Raw genomic sequence first — 25,097 nt, 5'->3', positions numbered from 1 at the left:
GTCACACATCCTCCCGGTGATCGAAAGCACCTTCCGGCAGGGTCACGGTGATGCATGTGCCTGCCCCATTACGATTGCCACCGATATCGAATCTCGCCGAAATCAGCCTTGCCCGTGTCTTCATGTTGCCGATGCCGAGACCGCCGGAGGCCGCGCCGTCACCGCCGCCATTGCCGTCATCGCTGACCGTTACCCTCAGCCCACCATCGACGGCGGTGAGGTTTACGGCAATCGTTTCCGACTGGGCATGACGAATGGCGTTATTGACCGCCTCCTGCACGATGCGGAACAGCGAGATGGCCACTGTCTTGTCGAGCCTTTCCACCAGCCCGTCCGTCTCATCCGTGACAGACCACTCTATAACCGAGCCGCTATCGCGCACGGAACGGTCCACATAGGTCTCGATGGCCTCAACGACGCCGAACAATTGCAGGATCGAGGGTTTTGCCTCCTCGATGATCTCGCGCAGATCCTGCATGCAATGCTGCAGGCTGCGCACCACCGGCTCCAGCATCTCGCCGGAAACATCGGCCGAATGGCTCATGCGCTCGATGCGCCGCGCAAGCCGCGTCAGATCGGCCAGCGTCTGGTCATGCAGGTCCATGCCGATGCGTTGCCGCTCCGCCTCCAGCGCCTCGGTCAATTGCAGCGCGCCGAGGCGCAGACCCTCTTCGCGGGCATTGGCACGCGCTTCCTCGATGGCCGAGCGTTTGGCCTGTTCGGCGGCGCGGATGGCATAGAAATAGGGTGCGAGCAGATCGGCGACCGCGCGGGCATTCGCCACATCCTCCATCGTATAGGCGTCCGATTGGTGGGAAGAGCAACTCAGCGCGCCGATAATATCGCCATGCACCTTCATCGGCACATGCAGGCGGCTATGCAGGTTGAGTTCGATGATCGGGCTTGAAAACGACCCTTCGAAATGAAACCTCGGATCGGCACAGGCATCCCCGCTCAGGAGATATTCAACCTCGCCTGACAGCAGGGAACGGATCGGGCTGCCGCTCAGAAGTGCTGGCGGCTGGCGGCTCCAGGCGCTGACGAGACCGCTTTCATAGGCTATGTGAAATTTGTCATCCAGCTGCTTGATGCAGACATCAAGGTGGACGTGCGGAATGATATGGGTGATCTCGGTGGCGACGGCCTGAATGATGGCGTTAAATTCCAGCTGCCCGGCGAGCAGCCGCGAAATACCCATATAGTGGTGGAAAAGAGCGCTTTTCGGCGTATCCAGCATGTGCGGACGCCCTCCCAAGCGCCTGCCTAATCGACATCAGGCGGCGCAGTTTTAAACACATCAGAACGCCGCATCATTCATTCTGCGCCCGGCAATGCCGTTTCGTCCTGCGGGTTCCCGCATGCTTTCTGCGGAAACCCGCAGGAAGATTGCCGTGATCCGCCTATACAAGCCAAATCTTCTTGGTCATTCTCGCTTGTACTGGGGAACGGAGCTCCAGTGCAACGGGATTTCGTCTGCCGCCGAGGAGATTTGCGGCGGATGAGGGTTCCGGACCCCGAAAGGGCAAGCCACCAGGGAGGAAATCAATGGCTTTCAGAAAGATGCTTCTGGCATCGGCCGCTGTCGCATGCGCAGCTCTGCCGATCACCGCTCACGCCGATACGTCGGCAAAAAAAATCGCGCTTTCAAACAATTACGCAGGCAACTCCTGGCGTCAGGCGATGCTGACCAGCTGGGACAAGATCACCAAGCAGGCGGTTGCCGACAAGCACGTTGCCGCCGCTGACGCCTTCACGACCGCCGAAAACCAGGCAACCGAGCAGGCCGCACAGATCCAGAACCTCATCCTGCAGGGTTATGACGCCATCGTCATCAATGCCGCTTCGCCGACCGCGCTTAACGGCGCGGTGAAGGAAGCCTGTGATGCCGGCATCACCGTCGTGTCCTTCGATGGCATTGTCACCGAACCCTGCGCCTGGCGCATTGCCGTGGATTTCAAGGCGATGGGTGCAAGCCAGATCGATTATCTCGCCAAGGCCATGCCGAAGGGCGGCAACCTGCTTGAAATTCGCGGTCTCGCCGGCGTTTCCGTGGATGACGAAATTCATGCCGGCATCGTTGCGGCCGTCGCAAAGAACCCACAGTTCAAGATTGTCGGTTCGGTCAATGGCGACTGGGCCCAGGATGTTGCCCAGCGCGCCGTCGCCGGCATCCTGCCGAGCCTTCCCGAAGTCGCGGCTGTCGTGACGCAGGGTGGCGACGGTTACGGTGCGGCACAGGCCTTCGCCGCCGCCAAGCGCCCGACACCCACCATCGTCATGGGCAACCGCGAAGATGAGCTGCAATGGTGGAAACAGCAGAAGGACGCGAGCGGCTACGAGACCATGTCGGTCTCCATCGCTCCGGGTGTCTCCACGCTCGCTTTCTGGGTGGCGCAGCAAATCCTCGACGGCAAGGATGTGAAAAAGGACCTGACCGTTCCTTTCCTGCGCATCGACCAGGGCAACCTTGAGGATAACCTCAAGAACACCCAGAAGGGCGGCGTCGCGAATGTGGAATATTCGCAGGAAGACGCCCAGAAGGCCATCGCGTCGGCCAAGTAAGGCTGGGCAATTGCCCGATGTGACCGATTGCGGCGCTCCCCAAAACGGGGGCGCCGCAACAACCATCGATATTATCCTGTTTTCAGATTACTGGCGTAATTGCTCATGAATGACATCATCGAGGCGGAAGAAGTCGTCGCCGCGCGCGGCGTGAAGGTCGTGTTCGGCGCGGTCAAGGCACTGGATGGGGCCGATCTCGTCATCCGTGCCGGGGAATGCCTCGGGCTCGTCGGCCATAATGGCGCGGGAAAATCCACCATCGTCAACGTCATCAATGGCGGGCTGACGCCGCATGAAGGCTCCCTTTCCTATGGCAGTGACCAGAACCGCCACGGCATCGCGGCTGCCCGCGCCAGCGGCGTGCGCTGCGTGTTTCAGGAACTCTCGCTCTGCCCGAACCTCACGATCAGCGAAAATGTCCGCATCATGCATGCCACTATCAGCGGCCGGAACTGGCGCGGTCGCACCCTTTCCGTGATCCGCCACACGCTCGACGAGATTTTTCCCGGTCACGGCATCGATTGTGAGCTGACGATTGCCGAACTTTCCATCGCCGAACGGCAGATGGTGGAAATCGCCATCAATTTCTGCCGCACACCTGAGGCCCCGAGGTTGGTGATCCTCGATGAACCCACCTCCTCGCTCGATGCCGGCCTTGCCGAACAATTGATGGATTATGTCCGCCGTTTTGTCCGCACGGGCGGTTCGGTGCTACTGATCTCGCATATTCTCGGCGAGATTCTCTCAACCGCCACCCGCATCGTGGTGATGAAGGATGGCCGTGTGGTGGCTAACCGGCCGGCCGCGGAATTCACGACGCGCACGCTGGTGGAGGCCATGGGCAGCGTCGTCAAACCGCAGGACAGGCAGAAAAGCGAAAACCGCAAGGCGGGCGAAAAAGTGCTGTCCATGCCGGCGCGCCGGGGCGAAGGCCTTGCCTTCGAGGCTTTCCGCGGTGAAATCATCGGCCTTGCCGGGCTCGGCGGCCATGGCCAGACCGAAGCGCTTCTCGACCTTTACCTTGCCCGCAACAGCAGCTGGCTGCCGGCGCGCAAGACCGATATCGCCTTTGTGGCGGGTGATCGCAGCCTGAACGGCACCTTCCCGCTGTGGAGCATCCTCAAGAACCTGTCCATCGCCTCTCTCAGGGATATTTCATCCGCAGGCATGGTGGACAGGGCGAAGGAAACCGAACGCGGCGATGAGTGGAAAAAGCGCATCGAAATCCGCACGCCTGATATGGGCAACAAGATCCTGTCCCTCTCCGGCGGCAACCAGCAGAAGGTGCTTTTCGCCCGCGCTCTCGCCACCACCGCCAGCACCGTTTTGATGGATGACCCGATGCGCGGCGTCGATATCGGCACCAAACAGGAGGTCTATGACATCTTGAGAACCGAAGCCTCCCACGGCCGCACCTTCATCTGGTATTCCACCGAAATGGATGAAATCCGTCTCTGCGACCGGGTCTATGTCTTCCGCGATGGCGCCATCCAGGCGGAACTCATCGGCGATGATATTACCGAGCAGAATGTGCTGGCCGCTTCCTTTGCCGGAGAAGACCACGCATGAAACTCTCGGCAAACGCCCTCCGCCTCATCATCCCCGCCGCCTCGCTCGCCTTCCTGCTCGCCGCTGTCTTCTACATGCAGCCGCGCGCCATGAGCTATACCGGCATGAACCTCCTGTTCAATCTGGCGGTGCCGATCGCGCTCGCCACCATTGCGCAGATGCTGATCATGTCGGTCAACGATCTCGACCTGTCGATGGGCACCTTCGTCAGTTTCTGCGCCTGCGTCACCGCCACCTTCCTGCAAACCTCGCCGCTGACAGGCATTGCGATCTTTGCCGGGGCGATTGCGGTGTACGCGGTGCTGGGCGCCGTGATCCACATCCGAAACCTGCCCTCCATCGTCGTCACGCTCGGTATGAGTTTCGTCTGGGGCGGCCTTGCCGTGCTGATCCTGCCCTCACCCGGCGGTCAGGCGCCGGCCTTCATCCGCACACTGATGACGGCGAAACCGCCTTTCGTGCCGATCGCCATCGTCGCCAGCATCCTGATTGCTGTTGTCGCCCATTACATCGTCATGCGTTCCTCCTTCGGTGTGCTGATGCGCGGCGTCGGCGGTAATTTCCGCTCGGTCGAGCGTTCCGGCTGGTCGGTCGTCGGCATTCGCGCCGCAACCTTTGCGCTCGCCGGTTTCTTCGCGGTGCTGTCAGGCATCGCCCTTGTGGGGCTGACGACATCGGCAGATGCCAATATCGCGCTGCGCTACACGCTGCTGTCGATTGCCGGCGTCATCCTCGGTGGTGGTGAATTCGTCGGTGGCCGGGTATCGCCCATCGGTGCCGTCATCGGCGCGCTGACGCTGACGCTCGCCGGTTCCTTCCTCTCCTTCATGCGCATTTCGCCGGACTGGCAGATCGGCGCTCAGGGGGCGATCCTCATCATCGTGCTTGCACTGCGCATCCTGCTCAACCGTCTCGAAAAGCGGGAGAAAAACCAATGAACGGGCTTTCGTCTCTCACCAGAAAACCGTGGATCTGGTCCTTTGCCGCAACGGTTGCGGTGTGGATCGTCACCGTGCTCTTCACCGGCGGCGCCAGCTCCTTCGGGCTGTCGCATGCGGCGCTCACCTTCGCGGCCTTCTCCGTCATCGTCGGCATCGGCCAGATGTTCGTCATTACGCTCGGACCGGGTAATATCGACCTCTGCGTTCCCGCGACGATGACTTTGTCGGGCACTCTGGCCCTGAAATTCATGGATGTGTCCGACAGCCTCATCCTGCCCGGACTGCTGATCGCCATCCTGATCGGCATCGCCATCGGCATCGGTAATTATGCGCTGATCAAGCTCCTGCGCATTCCGCCGATCATCGCCACCCTCTCGATGAGCTTCATCGTGCAGTCCATCGCCATCTGGTCGAACCGCGGCCTGCGCATCAAGCCGCCGGAAACATTGGCAACATTCGCGATCTCCAGCTCTTTCGGCATTCCGAACGTGGCGCTTGTCGCACTGCTGCTCTCGGTCGTCGCCTGGCTGCTGCTCGACCGCACATTTTACGGACGCTGGATTTCCGCCATCGGCCAGAGCACCTTCGCTGCCCGCATGACCGGCATTCCGGTGGACGGAACACGTTTCGTCACCTATGTGCTCTGTGCGGTGCTGGCAGCGATCGCAGGTTACCTGCTCGCCAGCTTCTCCGGCGGTGCGGCGCTCAACATGGGTTCGGAATATCTGCTGATGTCCATCGCCGTCGTTGTCATCGGCGGCACGGCGGTGGCGGGCGGCGATTCCAACGTTCCCGGCATCTGGGGCGCCTCGCTTTTCATGTTCCTGGTGGTATCAATGCTGAACACCTATGGTTTCGGCGCCGGCATCCGCCTCATCCTCACCGGCCTCATCATCATTTCCGTCATTCTTCTGGCAAGTGGCCGCAAGGCCACGCGCTGACCCCAAACGACAAGCCTCAAGCGGACCACGCTCATGACCACAGACAAGACCTCCCCTTACGAAATCCACGATGACCGCTTCCGCCATCTGATCGTTGGCAATGCGGAACTGGAAGAGCTTTATTCCGGCTGCCGCTGGGCCGAAGGACCGGTGTGGTTTGCCGATCTCAACTGCCTGCTGTTCAGCGATATTCCCAATGAGCGCATGCTGCGCTGGGTGCCGGATGGCGGGATTTCCGTGTTCCGTCAGCCTTCCAACTTCACCAACGGCAATACCCGCGACCGGCAGGGGCGGCTTGTCTCCTGCGAACATGGCGGCCGCCGCGTCACCCGCACCGAGGTCGACGGCTCGATCACGGTTCTTGCCGACAGCTACGGCGGCAAGAGATTGAACTCACCCAATGATGTCGTCGTCAAATCCGATGGCAGCGTCTGGTTCACCGACCCGACCTACGGCATTCTTTCCGACTATGAAGGCTACAAGGCCGAACCCGAGCAGAAGACCCGCAATGTCTACCGGCTCGACCCCGCAACCGGAAAGATCGACATCGCCATCGACGACTTTGTGCAGCCGAACGGCCTTGCATTCTCACCCGATGAAACGAAGCTTTATGTCGCCGACAGTTCCTACAGCCACGATATCTCCCGTCCGCGCCATATCCGCGTCTTCGACGTGGTGGATGGCGTGAAGCTCGCCAACGGCCGGGAATTCTGCAATCTCGACAATGGCCTGCCCGATGGCTTCCGTCTCGACACGGCCGGCAATCTCTGGACCAGCGCCGGCGATGGCGTTCATTGCTTTGCGCCCGATGGCACGCTGATCGGCAAGATCAAGGTGCCGCAGACGGTGGCGAACCTCACCTTCGGTGGCCCGAAGAAGAACCGCCTGTTCATCACCGCGACCAAATCGCTCTATTCGGTCTATGTCGCCGCCACCGGCGCACAGACGCCCTGAGACGCCGAAACCGGGGAATTCAGACCGGGAGGGAACTGGCAAGACGGCTCAAGCGCGTTATAAATGCGCCATGAGTGACGATTCCAGCCCCTTCCTGACTGACGATATGGATTTCGACGGTGAAGCGCAGGCCAATGAGCCCAGCAGCCGCATGCTTTCCTGGGCGCGCAATTCCGCTCTTTACCGGCTGGAACAGCGCATGATGACGGAAAAGCAGCTGCGCGACGCCATCACGCGCAAGGCGCGGGAAAAATTCGAGGATATCAGCCCGGCGCAGGTCAAGGCGCTCGGCGAATTTGCCGTGACCTTCGCTTACGGCATCAAGGCGCTCGACGATACCGCCTATGCGGAAATCACCGTGCGAAGCGGTCAGCGCAGCGGCAAATCAAAACGTGGGCTGGCGCAGAAACTCCAGATAAAGGGCGTCGCCCGGGAAACGGCAACGGCCGCGTTGCAGGAGACCAACGATCTGGTCGCCGCCGTCATCTTCGCGCGCAAGCGCGCCTTTGGGCCTTATCGCCGTGTCGAGCCGGACGAGAAACGCAAGGCCAAGGAATTTTCCGCTTTCGCCCGCAACGGCTTCGGTTTCGAAATCGGCGCGAAGGTGATGGCGATGACGGTGGAAGAAGCGGAAGACATCCTCTCCGATGCTCCCCTCTGATATTTATTGCGGCAGGGGATGCGTCTTCAGATAGGCGATCAGGTCCGTTATATCGGTCTCGCTCCACAGCCCGAAAAAACGCATCGCATTTCCGGGGATCGCCTTCTTCGGGCTGGCGATGAAGGCTTGCAGTTCCTCTTCCGTCCAGACCCGGCCAGCCGCGCCGGCATCCTTCAGCGCCTGCGAATAATGGCCGTAATCGGCCACGGACGCCATCGGCCTGCCGACCACACCCATCAGATGCGGCCCCATGCGGGTGCGCGGCGCATCGACGCTATGACAGGTGGAACAGCGGCTGAAAACCTTCTCGCCATGGGCCGCATCGCCCTCGGCAAAGGCGGACGCCGCAAGCAGGAGGAAAAACGCGGTCGCGGCCGCAGCTTGTTTGGACACGGAAATCATGGCCCGGATAATACAACGCCCTCTCCGTCTGACAACGAAGAGGGCGTGTTTTGGCATGCGACAGAATGCCCGGTCAAAACACCGGGCGCTTCGCAGATCAGTTCATGGCCGTCAGCGTCACGGAGGTACCGGTCGCTGCGAGGTTGAGGCCAACCTGACCCGTCACGCTGACCGTCTGAAGCTGGATCGAGCCCGAGGTGCCGCCAACGAGAACGTTGGTGCCGACGCCGAGACCGACGGTGACTTCAGCCGTAGCGCCCTGATAGAGGCCGCCCAGCGAACCGCGGTGGTAACCGGCGGTCGGGGCGAAAACGGCCCAGACCAGACGGCCCTGCGTGGTGAAACCAAGGTCAACGCCCATCTTGCGGATGGCGCCGGTGTAATGGTCGGTGCGACGGGCGCCGATCGTGGACTGGAAAGTGCAATCCAGTTCCTTGGCCGAGCCGATCACGTAACCGACGCCGCCGCCGATATCGCAGGTGAGGTAACCGATCTTGACGCCGTTGCGTTCGTCCTGCTCCTGCGGAGCCGGCTCATATCTTGCAAGGTCGGCAGCGAGTGCGGATGCGGTTCCGCCAAGGCCCATCGTCAATGCGGCAAAAGTTACGGCAACAGCCTTTTTCATCTGATTTTCTCCTGTTTTATTCCTACCCGCAGCAGCCCTTCTTGCCCTCTCCGGATATTGAATTCCGCACTGTTAACGTTTGTTCCCAGAAATCGATCCAAAACAACTTAATTGGAGGCGATGAAAGCGGAACGGTTAACAATGTCTCATCGCGGTAGGATGCCATTAAGACATTGTTAGGGCGGGAAATGCGCGCGGAATCACCATCAACAACAAGCGTTTCCTGCCGTTGTTTTGCTGCAACATCTCAAAGCGGCAGTGCGACGGGAAAACCGGTGGCGGCATGGGTCATGACATCCATGCGAACACCATAAATACGCTCCAGCGTCTCCGGCGTCATGATCTCCTGCGGCGTTCCCCGGGCGATGAGATTGCCGGAATGCAGGGCGATAATCTCGTCGCAGAACCGTGCCGCCATGTTCACATCGTGCAGCACCACGATGACGCCGAGGCCTTTTTCACGCGATAGCCGCTGCACCAGCGAAAGCACCTCGATCTGGTGCGCCATGTCGAGTGCGGAGATGGGTTCGTCGAGAAGCAGGCTTTCGGCATTCTGGGCCACCAGCATGGCAAGCCACACGCGCTGGCGTTCGCCACCGGAAAGCGTATCCACCAGCCGGTCGCGGAAGGCGACGGTATCAGTGAGTTCGATCGCCTCGTCCACCTTCTCCTGGTCCGCCCTGGTGAATTGTCCGAGCGCGCCATGCCAGGGATAACGGCCGAGTGCCACCAGTTCCCTGGCCAGCATGCCGGAGGCGGCCGGCGTATATTGCGGCAGATAGGCGAGCTTGCGCGCAAATTCGCGGTTGCCCCAGGCGTTCAACGGTTTTCCCTCGAACGAAACCCGGCCCGCCGTCGGCTCCTGCATACGCGCCAGAATCTTGAGCAGTGTCGATTTTCCCGAACCATTATGGCCAATCAGGCCGATGGTCTTGCCGGTCGCAAAACTTGCCGTCAGCGGATGCAGCAAGGTCCTGCCCGGCACCTCCATCGTCACACCATCAAGAGAAAAAAGCGGAGTATTGTCGTAATCGACGGCAAGCGCTGCCTGACCCATGGTTCTCATCTCCGTAAATCAACTAAAAAAATCATCATCGCCTGCCTGACAGCCAGATCAGATAAGGCGCACCGGCGAGCGCCGCAAAAAGCCCGAGCGGCAGCTCGTAGGGAAAGGTGACCGTTCGCGCGCCGAGATCGGAAAGCGCCATCAACACCGCACCGAACAGGAAGGAGGCGAAGAGATGGTCGCGCGGCGTGGTGAACCCGGCCCGCAGCGCAATATGCGGTGCCATCAACCCGACGAAACTCAAGGGGCCAACGAGCAGCGAGGCAGCCCCGGTGGCAATGCCCGCCACCGCAATGACGGCGATGCGCGCGGCGCTAAGCGGCAGGCCGAGGGCAAGCGGCACATCCCGGCCGAGCGGCAGGATCGTCAGCCAGCGTGTCACCGAAAGGGCAGCGACCAGAAGCACGACGGAAAGGATGGCGAGAAAGATCGCCGAAGCCGGGGTCGCCGTCGAACCGGAACCGCTGAGCCAGGCAAGAATCTGCCACGCCCGCTGGTCACCAATGGCAAGCAGCGCCGAGAGCACCGCCGAGCAGAGCGAACTGACGGCAATGCCCGCAAGCAGTATTTTTTCCGGAGCCAGATGCCGGCGCACGGCGAAGAACAGCACGAGGATCATGACTGCGGCCGAACCGATGCCGGCGCCGCAAAACAGTTCGAACAGGCCTGCCGCCGGAAAAACCGTGATCGCGGCGGCAAAACCGAGGCCGGCACCACCGCTGACACCGATCACTTCCGGGCTTGCCATGGGATTGCCGGTGAGCCGCTGCAAAAGCGCACCCGCCATGGCGAGAAGACCGCCGGCGGCTATGGCTGCCACCAGCCGTGGCCAGCGGAAGGGCAGAAGGCTTTGCAGATCACTGGCCCTGAGCATTGTCCAGCCTTCAGGCCCCTTGCCGATGGCGAGTGCGGCAAACACCAGCACGGCCATGATGATGAGCACCGGCAGCAGGGCCGCAGCCCCACGTCTTGTGGCAAGATCGACGCCTTCGCCGCGATGAACATCGGTCGGTCGGATTTTTGGCAAGAGCCATAAAAGCAGCGGGCCGCCGATCAGCGCCGTCACCGCACCCGTCGGAAAAACTTCCGCCGTCGTACTCGCCAGAAGCTGCACGAGACCGTCACAGAACCAGAGGAGCAGACCGCCCAAAAGGGGCGAAACAAACAGGACGGAAGACGAGCGCCGCACACCGAGCGCACGGGTGAGCGCCGGTGCGGCAAGACCGATGAAACTGACGAGGCCGACCGCTGCGGCAACGAAGGCAGCCAGCGCGACCGCAACGGATGCGACCGCCAACCTGATCGAAAACAGCGATACGCCAAGCGATCGCGCACCGGAATCGCCAAGGCCGAGAACCGTGAGCGGCCTTATCAGCAAGCCGGTCAGGGCAAGCCCTGCGAGAAGCTGGAAAGCGAGCACAACGGCATTCGACCAGTCCTGCTGGCTGAGCGAGCCGCCATTCCAGACGACGAGGGACATCAGATATTCGCCCTGCGCCAGCGTCAGCGCCGCCGAAACGGAAGCAGCGGTGATGCCGACCAGCAGCCCGGACACCACCATCGTCACCGGCTCGAACGAGCGTCGCCAGCCGAGAAGGAAAACGATGCCGGCCGCAGCCGCCGCGCCGGCGAGCGCCACAAATGCGCGGTTACCGTCCAGCACCGAAGGAAAGAACAGGGTGGCGATGACGATGGCGAGCTGCGCGCCGGCCGATATGCCGAGCGTCGAAGGGTCGGCAATCGGATTGCGCAGCAATTGCTGGAAAAGCGCGCCCGACAGGCCGAGCATCGCGCCCGCAAGGATGGCAACCGCCACGCGCGGCAGCAGGCTGAAGGCGAAGATGATCTGATCCATCGACATGGATGCGGCATCGAATGGAAGGCTTGGCCAAGCATCGAGGGGCAGCTGCTGCAGGCCGGCATGCAGGGAAAGGCCGCAAGCGAAAACAAACAGGAGCCCGAAGAAAAACTGGAGAGGCCGCACCGTCACAGGGCTTCCCCCTGCGCCGTCAGGGCCTCGGTCAGAAGCCGCGCAAACCGCATGCCGGCGGTGATGCCGCCATAGGGGCCGACATTGCCGAGCGTCACCACCCGGCCTTCCCGCACCGCCGGAAGCGCGCGCCAGATGGCGCTGTTGCGCAGGCTTTCGCGGGCTTCCACCGGAATATCGGAAACGATGACGATACGCGCCTCCGGCGCGGCCGCGAGATTCTCGAGCGGCACCGGCGCCGCGAAGGTGAATTGCGACCGATCCACCCAGGCATTGGCAAGCCCCAGCCTGCCAAGGACATCGCCGAACATGCTGTCCGCACCAAATGCACGAAAATGCCGGGCATCGCCGATATTGATGACATAGGTCGGGCGCGCGGAAAAACCGGCAAGACGGGTCCGCATGGCTTGCAGCGCCTCTTCCGTTTTGATGAGAACCTTGCGTGCCTCATCAGTGCGCCCGAGCTTTTCACCAAGCGCGGTGACCGCCGCCAGCGCCTTTTCGAACGGCGGCTCGCCCTTCACGTAAAAGGGCAGAGAAAACACCGGGGCGATCGCTTCCAGCCTGCCGGTATAACGCGTGTAGAAAGGCGAAATCAGGATGAGATCCGGCCGGGTGAGTTGCAAAAGCTCGAAATTCGGCGCGCCGCGCAGGCCGAGATCGGCGACGGTTTCAGGAATTTCCGGCTCGACCGCGCCGGCCCGAAACTGGATGAGTTCGGTTGCCGCGACCGGCATGACGCCAAGCGTCACGGAGGTTTCGAGCATCGCCCAATCGATGGCGGCAATGCGCGGCATCGCCTGCGCCTGCACCCTGCCAGCAAGGGCGGAAGCCGCGAGCAGGCCCAGAAACTCCCGCCGCCCCCAAAAGGGGGACATCCATCGATCCTTACGCGTCATGCCCCTGCTGCTTCACTTTGATATGGCGTTACCAACGGTAAGTCAGCTTGCCCATAACCGTTCTTCCGTCACCGTAATAGCATCCGAAAGTGGAGCAACTAGAAATATATTCTTTATCAGTCAAGTTTTGCACCAGAAGCGAGGCGCGGTAGCCGTTCTTCTCGTAATGCACGCCGAGATCGAGAAGGGCGAGGCCCTTCATTTCGAAGGCATTGGCGGCATCGCCATAACGCTTTCCGACATAACGGACACCGCCGCCGATGCCGAAACCCTCAAGCGCGGTATCTTCGGCAAAGGTGTAATCCAGCCAGAGGCTTGCGGCATGCCGGGGCGTGCTATCAAGCTCCTTGCCGTTATTCACACGGCCGGAAACTTCGCTGTCCATGTAGGTATAGGCCGCGCGCAGATCGAGCCCGTCGGCAAGGCTTGCAACGCCTTCCAGTTCGAGGCCTTTCACATGCGCCTCATCCATCTGCTGCGTCACACCGCCCACGGTCGTCGTGACATTCTTCTGTTTCAGGTCGTAGATCGCGGCGGAGAAGAAACCGTCGAAACCCTCGGGCTGATATTTGATGCCCGCCTCCCACTGCTCCCCGGTGGTGGGCTTCGGCGCATCGCCGACAGCCGGCTGCGGCACCGGCTCGAAGGAGGTGGCATAGCTGACATAGGGCGCGAAGCCGCCGTCGAAGAGATAGCTGACGCCGACGCGGCCCGTCAGCTTGTGATCGTCCTTGTCGAGAGAGCGATAGGTGGTGCCGCTGAAAGTCGTGCCGCTGGTGCTTGCCCAGTCCTGACGCAGCCCGGCGGTGATGCGCCAGTTCTCGATCGCCATCTCGTCCTGTGCATAAAGACCGATCTGGGAAATATCCGTCTTCACATCGGCATAAAGCGTGCGCGAGGTCAGGCTGATCGGCCCGCCATAGACCGGGTTGACGGGGTTGAGCGGCGTCGCGGCCCAGAATTCGGTTTTGACGTTATTGTCGAAATAACGGTAGTCCAGCCCGACAAGCAGGGTGTGATCGACTGGCCCCGTGGAAAAATCTGCCTGCAGGCTGTTGTCGATGTTGAAGGTGTTCAGCAGCTCGTCCTGGAACGTCGCATTGCGGCGGATGAGATTGCCGATCATGCCGCCGCTGGTCGAAGACATGCCGAGCGCCCGGTAGGACCAGTCGAAATTGGAATAACGCGCATTCTGCCGGAAGGTGAAGGTTTCGTCGAAACGGTGCTCGAATTCATAACCGATATTGGTGAACTTGCGGTTTGACGTGTCAAAGGAGGGATCGCCGACATAAAAGCTGCGATCCAGCATGTTGCCCGGCCGCGAATAAGTCAGCGCCGGCGGCAGGCCGGAGGGCGAGCTGGGATTATCGTGCTGATAGGAGGCAAGAACCGTCAGCTTCGTGTCCTCATCCGGCTGCCATGTCAGCGCCGGGGCGATGAAATAGCGGTCGTTCTGCAGATTATCCGTCTGGGTGTGGGCGTTGCGGGCAAGGCCGGTCAGGCGATAGGCGAAACTGTCGGTGCCCGCCACCGGTCCACCAATATCGAACATCGACTGGTAATAATCGAAGCTGCCGATCTGCGCCCCGACTTCACCGAAGCGCTCGAAGGTCGGCCGCTTGCTGACGAGATTGATGAGACCGCCGGGATTACCCTGACCGTAAAGCACCGAGGCTGGCCCGCGAATGACTTCCACCCGCTCCAGACCGTAGACCTCGTAGGACGGCGCACCGGCCGTGCGCATCAGCCGCAGGCCGTTGAGGAACTGCAGCTGGTTCCCCTGGAAGCCGCGAATGCGCGGCGCATCAAAACGCGGATCGGCACCGAATGGCTGCGCGACGACGCCGGGCACATAATTCAGCGCCTCGCTGAGAGTGCGGACGTTCTGCGCATCCATCTGATCCTTGGTGATGACGGAGACCGATTGCTGCGTCTCGATCAGCGAGCGGCCTGTCTTGGTGGCGCTGGCGCTGGTTTTCGCGACATAACCTTTCACCGGTGCCTTGGGATCCTGATTTTTGGCGCCTTCCACGGTGATGGTTTGCAGGACCGTCGTTCCGGCTTCCTGAGCAAGGGCAGTAGCGGGAGCCAGGAACGCCACATAGGCAATGGCGGCGCAACCACCAGCCAGAATGGAAATGTGTTTGGATTTTCCCTGCACGCCAATACCCTTCATCACCCGCGCCGCCACAAGACGGTTATTTTTCTGGAGAATTTAACTCATCTTATTACGCAAGGTGCAGATTGTGATCCAATAAGTGACTCCGGTTTTTTTCATAACTATTGATTATGAAAAATCGCATTGATAATAGCTTGGAATTATTCAAATCTACCGGGAAAGGCCGTGACGATGGGCAGGAAGCCAGCGGGTCGCGCCGATACATTCGAGCTGCGGCACCTGCGCTATTTCACCACGCTGGTGGATGAGCGCAATTTCGAACGTGCCGCCGCCCGTCTCGGCATTGCCCAGCCCGGTTTGAGCCAGCAGATCATGGCGCTTGAGGATATTGTCGGCATGCCGCTGCTCGATCGGACGCGCCGGTCGGTGAAGCTGACGACGTCTGGCCAGCTGCTCTACGAGGACGCCCGGAAAATCCTTGCCAATGCCGAGGCGGCACTTGCCGCACTCAAACGTGTCGGCCGTGGCGAGACGGGTCGCATCTCCATCGGTTATGTCGCCTCCGCCGCCTATTCCGGCCTGATGATCCAGTCCATCGCCAGTTTCCGCGCCTCCCATCCCGATGTTGAATTGCAGCTCATCGAGATGGAAATGCGGTTGCAACTGGCCAAGATCGCCGATGGCAATCTGGATTTCGCCTTCATCCGCCCGCCGGCTCCCATTCCGGAAGGGGTGACGACCCATGTGATTCTGCGCGAGCCGCTGATGGCCGCCCTGCCGGAGAACCATCCTCTGGCGTATGCAGTGCAGCTCGATCTCAAGAACCTTGCCGGCGAAACCTTCATCACGCCACGGCAGCCGCCGGATGTCGGCTTTCACTACAATACGATGGAGGCCTGCAACGAGGCCGGGTTCCAGCCGGTGATCAGCCCGGAAGGCCGAGATTACACCACCATTGCCAGCATGGTGGCCATCGGCCTCGGCGTGGCGCTGGTGCCCCGCTCGCTCGATTGCCTGAGGCTGCCCGGCGTGCGTTACGTACCGCTTGCAGCAAGCGCCACGACCTCGGACCTCGCCATCGCCCACCGGAAAACGGAAGCCTCTCCCGCCGTCAGGGCTTTCATTCTCCATACCCGTAATTGAAGCGGCGGCACCCGCCCATCCGCTGAATATCCACAGCCCGCCTGCCGATCCCGTGGACGACAAATCCGCCCTGATACGGTTGCACCGCATCGGCAGCAACTGGCCGGTGCGGTGCAACCGCATGAGATTGCCGGGAAATCCCGCCCCTTCCCCGGTCCGGCGGAAGCAGGACGGTAATTCCGAACGGAAATTTCCGTCCCCGCTTGTTCCCGCTCCTCCGGCGCGCCGCATAATCATGGCAGATTTCGACTTACGGGAGACAAAAATGGCTGAGACTTACGAACACCACGCCGCCGGCCTCGAATCCCCGGCATCCCACGCTTTCGATGTCGTTGCGGACGATGTGAACCCGCTTCCCTCACCCACCCGCGCCATCTATGTGGGCAATGGCGGCCACCTTTGCATGACACTTCTTTCGGGAGCAACGGTGACGTTCCAGAACCTGCCCGCAGGCAGCCTGCTGCCGGTCAGGGCCACGCGCATATTTTCAACGCGCACCACCGCCACAGGCATCGTCGGGCTCAGTTAGAGCCAAGCTGTCACCACCTTTTATCGATCGGAAACCATGCCCTGCCCCCGGGCAGCGCCACGTTGTGTGACACTTTCATGACAAGCTTTCAGGTTAATGTCAGCAAAATGACGCATCCGCCATCAATCGGCCCATGCGGCAGTTCGGTCAGGGCGGTTTTCCGCCCCTCTTCGCTGCCCTCGGCCCCTCGGAAATCTGGTGGATCTGGCAGTGGCTCTTTTTACCGCGAAAGCGACGGGAACAGTAACATATCGTCCGGAAATCGGCAGTGTGCCGCTCAGCCTGCTGACGGCGGCCTATCTGCTGCTTTTCACCAACCGGACATTCTGGTCGAAGGTTCACACCTATCTTTCCGCCTATCCGGTTGCCATCGTCGCGCTTTATGTGGCCATGGCCGCCCTTTTCGGCGCGCTCATCATCATTTTCTCCGCCAAGTATCTCCTCAGGCCGTTTCTGATCTTCCTGATCTTCGCGGCAGCGGCTGCCTCCTGGTTCATGGACCGTTACGGCATCGTCATCGACAGCGACATGATCCGCAACGCCATGGAAACGACACAGGCGGAAGCGGGCAATCTCATCACGCCCGGCTTTCTCTGGCATATGGCGGTTTACGCGCTGGGACCGTCCATCCTCGTCGCCGCCGTCCGGGTCCGGCACCGGCCGATCCTCGACAAGCTTTTGTGGAACACGATCAGCATCCTGATCTGTCTTGCCGTTGCCGGCATCATCAGCTTTGCGAATTCCAAGACATTCACCACCGCCATTCGCCAGCACAAGGACCTCGTCAAGAGCGTCAACCCCCTGTCGCCGATCATGTCGGCCGTGCATTATTTCACGCTGGCCGGCAAGGAAGTCGATATTCAGGTCAGCCCCATCGGCAAGGATGCCAAGGTTCTGCCGGCCCTCGGCGGCGTGCACAAACCGCGTATCACCGTTATTGTTGCGGGCGAGACCGCGCGTGCGGCAAACTTTTCCCTGAATGGTTACGGGCGCGATACAAACCCGGAACTCGAAAAACGCGGCGTCGTCTATTTTCCGAACACGACCAGCTGCGGCACCGCCACGGCGATTTCCATCCCCTGCATGTTCTCGAAATTCCCGCGCTCGCAATATAGCCACAACAAGGCACTCGCCAATGAAAACGTCATGGATGTCCTCGTCCATGCCGGTGTCGGCGCCACATGGCTGGACAACAATACCGGCAGCAAGAATGTCGCCGACCGCATTGCCTATTTCGACCTGCCTTCCACCAATGACAGCCGGTTCTGCACCGGCGGGGAATGCCGCGACGACATCTTCTTCGACAAGCTCGACGCCTGGCTCAACAACGTCACCAAGGACAGCGTCATCGTGCTGCACCAGATGGGCAGCCACGGGCCGACCTATTATCTGCGCTATACCGACGAGTTCCGCAAATTCACCCCGGACTGCCGCACCGCCGAGCTCGGCAATTGCACCGATGCGGAAATCACCAATTCCTACGACAATACGCTGCTCTACACCGACCATTTCCTCTCGACCGTGATCGACAGGCTGAAGGCCCGTTCCGACAGGCTGGCAACGGGCATGATCTATGCGTCGGACCACGGCGAATCGCTTGGTGAGAACGGCGTCTACCTGCACGGCGCGCCCTATCTGCTGGCGCCCGACCAGCAGACCCATGTGCCGTTTCTTGTCTGGTTCGACGACGATTTCGCCAGATCCATGGGGCTGGACAAGGCGTGCCTGGCAAAAAGCGCGGCAGAGGGCGGGCGCTCGCATGACAATTATTTCCACAGCATTCTCGGCATGATGAACGTCTCCACCTCTGTCTACGATCCCTCGCTCGATGTCTTCAGCGGCTGCACCCGGCGCCAGAACAGCTGAAAAGAGCATGCTTGACGCTTATCCAATGAAAGCGATACGCAGGACGATGCGATAGAGGGAGCTGTCTTGCGGGTTCTGCTTGTTGAAGACGATCATGTGCTGGGAGAAGCGCTGCGAGACCATGTCGCCGCGGCGGGGCACGCTGTGGACTGGTTCAAGACGCTGGGCGACGCCATGGCGGCAACGCTGACCATGGCCTATGGCCTGATCCTGCTCGATATGCGCCTGCCGGACGGCGAAGGCATCACCCTTCTGCAAACCCTGCGCAAGCGCGACGACGCGACGCCGGTGATCATTCTGACCGCCCATGACCAGGTCTCCGACCGGATTGCCGGGCTGAACGCAGGCGCTGACGACTATCTGGTCAAGCCCTTCGATCTCAACGAGCTTTCGGCGCGCATGCTGGCAGTTTCGCGGCGTTACGAGGGGCGTTCTGCCCCTGTCATCCGCCTGCCCGGCATCGAGATCAACCAGGTGGCGCGCAATATCACCGTCGACGGAACCGCCCAGACGCTGAGCGCCCGCGAATGGGCCGTGCTGGAAAAGCTGGTCGAACACCCCGGCGCGGTGGTTTCCAAAGCGCAATTGCACGACACGCTCTACGAATTCGGCGCGGAAATAGAGAGCAACACGGTCGAGGTCTATATCAGCCGGCTGCGCAAGAAAATCGGCCATGACCGCGTCGAAACCGTGCGCGGCGTCGGCTATACCATCAGATAGCAACCAGGCAGGCAGAGATGGCCAGACCGACCAGCATGACCCGCAAGCTCGTGACGGCGCTGACCAGCGTTGTCGCCATATCCTGGCTTCTCGCCTGCGGGCTCGGCGTCATGGTGATGCAGGACGAATTTGCCGAAATTTTCGATGCCGGCGTCGAAGAAACCGCCGAAAGGCTGCTGCCGCTGCTGGTGGACGACCTGAGGGAAAACAACACGGCGCCCGCCGCGCAGAAACTCAACCAGACGGCGGCAAGGGCAGAATATCTGACCTATCAGGTGCGCGACCGGGAGGGGCAGGTCGTCCTGCATTCGCATGACAGTTCGACGGAGCCTTTCGAGGTCTCTCTGGACCCCGGTTTTTCCGAAACCGCGACACAGCGCATCTTTACGATTGCGACACCGGACGGCAATTATTTCCTGCAGGTGGCCGATGCCTTCGCCAACCGGCGCGAGGCGATCGAGGAAGCCGGCAGTGCGCTGCTTCTTCCCGTTCTCATCCTCATCCCGGCCAGCATCTTCGCCGTGATCGTCGTGGTGCGGAAAACCCTGCAACCGATACAGACCCTGCGCGACGAGATCGGCAAAAAGGACGGCGGCAATCTTGCGCCGCTTGCAACCCAGCCCTTTCCGGCTGAACTCCACCCCATCGCGCGTTCGGTCAACCTTCTGCTCGGACGGCTGCGATCGGCCATCGAGGCGGAGCGGGAATTCACCGCCAACAGTGCCCATGAATTGCGCACGCCGATTGCCGGCGCGCTGGCGCAGGCGCAGCGGCTGCGTGCCGATATTCCCCCGGAACTGGCGCCGCGCGTCGAAAATATCGAAAAGTCATTGCAGCATCTTGGTCATCTTGCCGAAAAGCTGCTGCAGATGTCGCGGGCGGAAGCACGGATCGGGGTCACCGATACTGCAAGTGATCTCACCCCCGTGCTCGAACTCATCATCGACGACATGAGCAGAACGGCAATCGGCACCTCCCGCATCCGCTTCACCAATCGCTGCGAAAGCGGCCTGTCCTGCAAGATCGGTGCGGATGCCTTCGGCATCATCATCCGCAATCTTCTCGAAAACGCCCTGATTCACAGCCCGGCGGAAAGCCCGGTGCAGATTTTCGCCGAAGCGGACGGCACGATCCGCATCGTCAATTCCGGGCCGGTGATCGACGGTGCGCTCTTGCCCAAGCTAACGACACGTTTCGCCAGAGGCTCGACCACGGCGGACGGCACCGGGCTTGGCCTTGCCATCGTCAAAAGCCTGGTGGAACAGGCCGGTGCGAAGCTGGTGCTTTCCTCTCCGGCGCCCGGCCGTCAGGACGGCTTCGAAGCCCGCGTGATTCTGCCGGTCGAAACGGCCTGAAAACGCAAAGCCCGCCCCAACGGGCTTTCCCGGCGGGCTTTGCTCATTGCGTTATGGGCTCAATCCTCGTGGATATGGCTGTGATCGCGCGTATCGCGCATCTTCACATAAACCACCAGCGACAGCGCGATCATGATCGTCACATACCAGAAGAACCAGTTTTCATGGCCGATCTGCTTGAATTTCAGGGCCACGAATTCCGCCGTTCCGCCGAATATCGTGTTCGCCAGCGCATAGGGCAGCGCCACACCAAGCGCGCGGATATGGGCGGGGAACATTTCCGCCTTCACCACTGCATTGATGGAAGTGTAGCCGGTGACGATCAGCAGGCCAACCAGCACGAGGGCGAAAGCCATGATCGGATCGGTCGTCGTCGAAAGCGTGGTGAAGATCACATAGGTGAACAGCGTGCCGAGAATGCCGAAACCGACCATCAACGGCTTGCGACCAATCTTGTCCGACAGCGCGCCGGCAAGTGGCTGGCACAACATGAAGACGAAGAGCGCCGCCGTGGTGATTTCCGTGGCACTTTCCTTGCTGAAACCCGACGTGTTGACGAGGAATTTCTGCAGATAGGTCGTATAGGCGTAAAAGGCGAGCGTGCCGCCGGACGTCAGCGCCATGACCATCAGCGCCTCCCGCGGATAGTGCTTGAACAGCGCCCATCCGCTGGATTTCGGCTTGTGCGCCTCACCGGCCTTGGCGTTTTCGAAGGATTGCGTTTCGGCAAGGCCGCGGCGGATGTAAAACACCGCAATCGCCAGAATGCCGCCGATGAAGAAGGGAATGCGCCAGCCCCAGGAGCCGAGCTGTTCCGGCGTCAAAGCCCGTTGCAGGATGAGAAGCACCGCCAGCGCCAGCAGCTGGCCGGAAATCAGCGTCACATATTGGAAGCTGGAGAAGAAGCCGCGGCGGCTCTTGCCGGCCATTTCGCTGAGGTAAGTGGCGCTGGCGCCATATTCGCCGCCGACGCTGATTCCCTGCAGAAGCCGGGCGAAAACCAGGATGGCAGGTGCTGCAATGCCGATCGTCTCATGGCCGGGCGTAATCGCGATCAAAAGCGAACCAAGACACATCAGCGTGACGGAGAGTGTGAGGCCGGCCTTGCGGCCCTTGCGGTCGGCATAGGTGCCCATGAACCAGGCCCCGATGGGCCGCATCAGAAATCCGACGGCAAAGACGGCGGCCGCGCTCAGCAGTTCGGCGGTCTGGTTTCCGGAGGGAAAGAAGACAGGCGCGAAATAAAGGGTGAAGGCCGAATAGACATACCAGTCGTACCATTCGACGAGGTTGCCCGCCGAGCCGCCGATAATCGATTTCAAACGGGTTTTCTGATCCGGCGCGGTGGCGGGACCATTTGCCATAATATTCACGGGTAGACTCCAATTCATCTTCGTCTGGAGATGGAAGGGCGAACGGAAGGTGTGATAATTTGTCGCTCTTGGTGGGGGTATATACCCGCCATGCTGCAATGCGCAAGCTTATGCCGCAATGCAGCATGGCGGCTGGCATCGTAATGGCAGCCAAATTACCTTTGCGCGCCAGCCATCGTCCGTCGCCCTTTGTGCATGATTTTTGGGTAGAACCGGCGAAAGCAAAGGCGGCCGGCCGCAATCCGCCTTGTAAGAAACCAGCGCTCAAACTAAAAAATATCAATGATTTACGATATATCGGACGTCCAGATCGAAAAGCTCCTCATTGCCGCCGCCCGCGCGGGGGAAGCTCTGGCGCGGCTGGACGAGCGGATAAGCCGGTCGCCGATGAAACATGGGTTCATCGAAAGGCAGGATTTCACCGATGCCATTTCCTCCATGTGGGTCGATGGCGAACTCGTCCATATGGAGGATCTGGTGCTGCACGACGCCCATATGGACGTGCGGGCGCCAAGCCATGAAATGACGGCGGCACACCGGATTCTCAGGTCTCGACGGCTGATCTTTTCCAATGCGGCCGGCTGGGCCTTCACGGTGCCTGGCCTTTCCAGGCTGCGGGGAAAGACCACACTTGCCGTCGAGGAGGCGACACCTCCCGAAAAAAACGTGGACCATTCTGGCGACGAAGACGCCGATGCGGACGGCGAAACCGCGCTGGATGGGGCTTTTTCCGAGCTGGACGCGCTTTTGGCGCGCAGTTCCGCAACCCTTAATGCCATTACCACCGGCAACGCGCTTCCTACGATGCACAGGGAGGAAAGCCATGCGATCATCAACGAGCCCGACTGGGACGAGGACGAACGGCTGAAAGAATGGTGGGACGTGCATGCCCGCACGGAGGAACTGCCGCCGATCCTGCGCACCGCCATTCTGCTCGACGCCTGGAACATGATCGAGGTGTTGCAGCGCAGCCCCTGGCTCGGCCGGTTGCTGGCCTCCGCCTTTCTGCGCGACGGCGCCGTCACGCCCGATCATCTGCCGGCACTCAGCGCCGGTCTTCGCGCGGTCCCTCGGGAACGCCGGCACGCCAGAAACCAGATGCAGCGCCTCTCAGCCCTTCTGGACAGCTTTTACGAAGCCGCACAGGCCAGCATGAGGGAACATGACAGGCTGACCCACGCGCGCGACCGCATGATGCGCAAGCTGGCCGGCCGCCGTTCCTCCTCCCGCCTGCCCGAGCTGGTGGAGCTCGTCGTCTCCCGGCCGGTGGTCTCGGCGGCAATGATCGTCAAGGAACTCGGCACCACACCGCAGGGGGCGATCGGGCTCGCCAACCAGCTGGAATTGCGGGAAGTTACGGGTCGCGGCCGCTTTCGCGCCTGGGGCATGCTGTAGCGCCAGCCGCCCTGCCGGAACCTGCGAAAACCCGGAAAGAATGGCGCGGCAATGTGGCGATCACGAAACTTAACAAAATTTAACTATTGCGTAGGTCGACGAAGCGGCTATGTTCTCGCTGCGTTGCAACACTGATTTTCTTCTCCGGCAACGCGGTCGCATTCGGCTCCGGCAACCTTCCTTGCCGCCCGCATTTAAGTGTCCACCATCAGGGAGATGCACAATGACAATTTCAATCTCACAACCCGATTCCGATCACGAAACCGATGCTCCTTTTGCCAAAAAGGTTCTGACGGCGCGCAATCTCGCCGGCTATACAATCGAACAGCTTGCCGTGACCTGCGGCCTGACCACGAGCGAAATACGCGCCCTGGAAGACGGCACGGACAGCGATCCGCTGCGCATCAGGCGCGTTGCCGCAGCACTCCATATTCCTGTCGAAACCGTTATCTGATCCTTCCCAGCGATCACCAAAACCCAGCGCCGCCGGAAACGATGTTCACGCGAACATCCGGGCGGCGCGCGTAGCTTGATGCCGCCAGGCTCTTCCGGAACATTTTCCGCGTCGCTCCCTTAACATTTTCGTTATCCGGCACCACATGGGATTGGCGAGCGACCATGTTCGGCCAGATCTGGCCGTTCGACATGTGCCCCGCCCGTGCGAGAGCAGCAACAACCTCCGGAATCCTGCCATGACACTTAGTCTTAACACCGAAGAACGGGTTTCTTCAGCATTGGATGAATTGTGGCCAGCGGAAAAATCGGAAATTCTCGACTGGCTCATTACCGGCACCAAGGATGAGCGCTTTATCGACGAAATATTCGTCGAGCTTTGCAGCAGGCTGCGGGCAAGCGGGATTTCCGTGGCGCGGGGCGTTCTCGCTTTCCGCATTCGCCATCCGCAATGGCTTGGCGCGCGCATTCTGTGGAAAGCCGGCATGTCCGCCGCCGAAATCGCTACCTATGGCTACGGGTCTGAAAATACGCCCGAATATCTGAACAGCCCCATCAACGAGATTCATCAGGGCGCCACCGAAGTCCGCCATCGGCTGAACGTCGATGAAATCGACGAATCCCGCTATTCGATCTATGAAGATCTGCGGGCCGAGGGGCTGACGGAATATTGCGCCTGGCCGATCGAACACACCTTCGGCAAGCGCCATGTCGCAACATTCTCCAGTGACCGGCCCGGCGGTTTTTCCGACAGCGAAATCCTCGCCCTGAAAAACCTGCTTCCGGCGCTGGCGCTTGTCAGCGAAATACGCCTGAAAAACCGCATGACGCGCACCCTGCTGGAGACCTATGTGGGGCCGCATGCGGGCGAGAAAATCCTCAACGGCGCCACGACACGCGGCAGCGGCATAACGGTGGGCGCGGCGATCCTGATCTGCGACCTGCGCAATTTCACCCATATTTCCGACCTCTGGCCGCGCGACGATGTGATCGAGCTTCTGAACGGTTATTTCGATGCCATGTGTGACCCCATCGAGGAATTTGGCGGGGAAATCCTGAAATTCATGGGCGACGGGCTGTTGGCGATTTTCCCGCTCAGCGATCCCAATGCCTGCGAAAACCTGCTGAAAGCCATCGCCAGCGCACAAAAAAGTCTCGTCGCCCTTAATGAAATCAATTGCCGTAAGGGTCATGATCCCCTGGGTTACGGCATTGGCGTGCATGTCGGCGATGTCATGTATGGCAATATCGGCTCGAAAACCCGCCTCGATTTCACCGTCATCGGCCCCGCCGTCAACATTGCCTCCCGGCTTGAAACGCTGACCAAGGAGACCGGGCGCAACGTGCTTTTCTCCGAAGAATTCGTTCGTATGGCCGGTTATCAGGAAAAGTTGGAAAATCTGGGCCAATGGCTGCTGCGCGGCCTTGAAACCCCGGTCGAGGTTTATGCGTTTCCGCCGGATATGGGCGTGATATCCCACTGAACCGGTCGTCGGCACCATTCTCCCCAGTTCCCGCCGCTGCCCTTACGGTG

General features: G+C 60.7%; 23 protein-coding genes. 14 read left to right on the top strand and 9 right to left on the bottom strand.

Annotation, left to right across the window (positions count from 1 at the left end; genetic code table 11):
- Position 1: 1 nt before the first annotated feature.
- Positions 2-1,237, bottom strand: coding sequence for a GAF domain-containing sensor histidine kinase (locus O3S81_RS16590; RefSeq protein ID WP_269344868.1), 1,236 nt, complete (start codon positions 1,235-1,237; stop codon positions 2-4).
- A 308-nt stretch (positions 1,238-1,545) separates the two neighbouring features.
- Here O3S81_RS16590 and O3S81_RS16585 point away from each other — a divergent pair, with 308 nt between their 5' ends.
- The 6 genes from O3S81_RS16585 (at position 1,546) to recX (ending at position 7,628) form a co-directional block, all read left to right on the top strand.
- Entirely contained in the window at positions 1,546-2,562 is a 1,017-nt protein-coding gene (locus tag O3S81_RS16585) for an ABC transporter substrate-binding protein (RefSeq protein WP_269344866.1), read from the top strand.
- A gap of 105 nt (positions 2,563-2,667) precedes the next feature.
- Positions 2,668-4,131 carry an ATP-binding cassette domain-containing protein gene (locus O3S81_RS16580; RefSeq protein WP_269344864.1) on the top strand — a complete coding sequence of 488 codons (1,464 nt, stop codon included), beginning with the start codon at positions 2,668-2,670 and terminating at the stop codon, positions 4,129-4,131.
- Positions 4,128-5,069, top strand: a complete 942-nt coding sequence (locus O3S81_RS16575) for an ABC transporter permease (RefSeq protein ID WP_269344862.1) — start codon at positions 4,128-4,130, stop codon at positions 5,067-5,069. Before O3S81_RS16580 ends, O3S81_RS16575 begins: the two co-directional genes overlap by 4 nt.
- Positions 5,066-6,013, top strand: coding sequence for an ABC transporter permease (locus O3S81_RS16570; protein ID WP_269344861.1), 948 nt, complete (start codon positions 5,066-5,068; stop codon positions 6,011-6,013). The genes O3S81_RS16575 and O3S81_RS16570 overlap by 4 nt, the downstream gene beginning before the upstream one ends.
- Before the next feature lie 33 nt (positions 6,014-6,046).
- The gene (locus tag O3S81_RS16565; protein ID WP_269344860.1) at positions 6,047-6,967 is read left to right on the top strand and encodes an SMP-30/gluconolactonase/LRE family protein; all 921 of its coding nucleotides are present in this window, start codon (positions 6,047-6,049) and stop codon (positions 6,965-6,967) included.
- A gap of 70 nt (positions 6,968-7,037) precedes the next feature.
- Entirely contained in the window at positions 7,038-7,628 is a 591-nt protein-coding gene (gene recX / locus O3S81_RS16560) for a recombination regulator RecX (protein ID WP_269344858.1), read from the top strand.
- A gap of 3 nt (positions 7,629-7,631) precedes the next feature.
- On the opposite strand, the gene O3S81_RS16555 is transcribed toward recX, so the two are convergent.
- The 6 genes from O3S81_RS16555 to O3S81_RS16530 all read right to left on the bottom strand — a co-directional run bounded on the left by O3S81_RS16555 (position 7,632) and on the right by O3S81_RS16530 (position 14,801).
- Positions 7,632-8,030 (bottom strand): c-type cytochrome, encoded by a 399-nt coding sequence (locus O3S81_RS16555; RefSeq protein WP_269344856.1) that lies wholly within the window; start codon positions 8,028-8,030, stop codon positions 7,632-7,634.
- Positions 8,031-8,127: 97 nt separating this feature from the next.
- Complete coding sequence (locus tag O3S81_RS16550; protein WP_269344854.1) at positions 8,128-8,655, bottom strand: DUF992 domain-containing protein; 528 nt, start codon at positions 8,653-8,655, stop codon at positions 8,128-8,130.
- A gap of 247 nt (positions 8,656-8,902) precedes the next feature.
- Positions 8,903-9,712, bottom strand: a complete 810-nt coding sequence (locus tag O3S81_RS16545) for an ATP-binding cassette domain-containing protein (protein WP_269344853.1) — start codon at positions 9,710-9,712, stop codon at positions 8,903-8,905.
- A gap of 34 nt (positions 9,713-9,746) precedes the next feature.
- Positions 9,747-11,711, bottom strand: coding sequence for a Fe(3+)-hydroxamate ABC transporter permease FhuB (fhuB, locus tag O3S81_RS16540; RefSeq protein ID WP_269344852.1), 1,965 nt, complete (start codon positions 11,709-11,711; stop codon positions 9,747-9,749).
- Positions 11,708-12,610, bottom strand: coding sequence for an iron-siderophore ABC transporter substrate-binding protein (locus O3S81_RS16535; RefSeq protein ID WP_269344851.1), 903 nt, complete (start codon positions 12,608-12,610; stop codon positions 11,708-11,710). Before O3S81_RS16535 ends, fhuB begins: the two co-directional genes overlap by 4 nt.
- Before the next feature lie 28 nt (positions 12,611-12,638).
- A complete protein-coding gene (locus O3S81_RS16530) occupies positions 12,639-14,801 on the bottom strand; it encodes a TonB-dependent siderophore receptor (RefSeq protein ID WP_269344850.1) in 2,163 nt (720 codons plus the stop codon).
- A gap of 159 nt (positions 14,802-14,960) precedes the next feature.
- Between O3S81_RS16530 and O3S81_RS16525 the strand changes: the two genes are divergently transcribed.
- From O3S81_RS16525 to O3S81_RS16505, 5 genes are all read left to right on the top strand, one after another.
- Positions 14,961-15,872 carry a LysR family transcriptional regulator gene (locus O3S81_RS16525; protein WP_269344849.1) on the top strand — a complete coding sequence of 304 codons (912 nt, stop codon included), beginning with the start codon at positions 14,961-14,963 and terminating at the stop codon, positions 15,870-15,872.
- A 265-nt stretch (positions 15,873-16,137) separates the two neighbouring features.
- Complete coding sequence (locus O3S81_RS16520; RefSeq protein WP_269344848.1) at positions 16,138-16,401, top strand: spike base protein, RCAP_Rcc01079 family; 264 nt, start codon at positions 16,138-16,140, stop codon at positions 16,399-16,401.
- Positions 16,402-16,599: 198 nt separating this feature from the next.
- Positions 16,600-18,267: a phosphoethanolamine transferase gene (locus O3S81_RS16515; RefSeq protein ID WP_269344846.1), complete on the top strand. Its 1,668-nt coding sequence runs from the start codon at positions 16,600-16,602 to the stop codon at positions 18,265-18,267.
- Positions 18,268-18,333: 66 nt separating this feature from the next.
- The gene (locus O3S81_RS16510; protein ID WP_269344845.1) at positions 18,334-18,987 is read left to right on the top strand and encodes a response regulator transcription factor; all 654 of its coding nucleotides are present in this window, start codon (positions 18,334-18,336) and stop codon (positions 18,985-18,987) included.
- A 17-nt stretch (positions 18,988-19,004) separates the two neighbouring features.
- Positions 19,005-20,342, top strand: a complete 1,338-nt coding sequence (locus O3S81_RS16505) for a sensor histidine kinase (RefSeq protein WP_269344843.1) — start codon at positions 19,005-19,007, stop codon at positions 20,340-20,342.
- Between the two features lie 59 nt (positions 20,343-20,401).
- Here O3S81_RS16505 and O3S81_RS16500 read toward each other — a convergent pair whose 3' ends face one another.
- Positions 20,402-21,706 (bottom strand): MFS transporter, encoded by a 1,305-nt coding sequence (locus O3S81_RS16500; protein WP_269345141.1) that lies wholly within the window; start codon positions 21,704-21,706, stop codon positions 20,402-20,404.
- 291 nt (positions 21,707-21,997) lie between these two features.
- Between O3S81_RS16500 and O3S81_RS16495 the strand changes: the two genes are divergently transcribed.
- Positions 21,998-23,110, top strand: a complete 1,113-nt coding sequence (locus O3S81_RS16495; protein ID WP_269344841.1) for an RHE_PE00001 family protein — start codon at positions 21,998-22,000, stop codon at positions 23,108-23,110.
- 223 nt (positions 23,111-23,333) lie between these two features.
- On the top strand, positions 23,334-23,564 hold the full coding sequence (locus O3S81_RS16490; protein WP_269344839.1) for a helix-turn-helix domain-containing protein: 231 nt from the start codon (positions 23,334-23,336) through the stop codon (positions 23,562-23,564).
- 13 nt (positions 23,565-23,577) lie between these two features.
- Here O3S81_RS16490 and O3S81_RS16485 read toward each other — a convergent pair whose 3' ends face one another.
- Positions 23,578-23,757: a hypothetical protein gene (locus O3S81_RS16485; protein ID WP_269344837.1), complete on the bottom strand. Its 180-nt coding sequence runs from the start codon at positions 23,755-23,757 to the stop codon at positions 23,578-23,580.
- A gap of 45 nt (positions 23,758-23,802) precedes the next feature.
- On the opposite strand from O3S81_RS16485, the gene O3S81_RS16480 reads away from it, so the two are divergent.
- Positions 23,803-25,047 carry an adenylate/guanylate cyclase domain-containing protein gene (locus O3S81_RS16480; RefSeq protein WP_269344835.1) on the top strand — a complete coding sequence of 415 codons (1,245 nt, stop codon included), beginning with the start codon at positions 23,803-23,805 and terminating at the stop codon, positions 25,045-25,047.
- The last annotated feature ends 50 nt before the right edge of the window (positions 25,048-25,097 follow it).

It is taken from the genome of Agrobacterium sp. SOY23, from assembly GCF_027212525.1.
Taxonomy (GTDB): Bacteria; Pseudomonadota; Alphaproteobacteria; order Rhizobiales; family Rhizobiaceae; genus Agrobacterium; species Agrobacterium tumefaciens_I.
The sequence above is the reverse complement of the archived record's forward strand: the minus strand, read 5'-3'. Positions and strand labels throughout refer to the sequence as shown.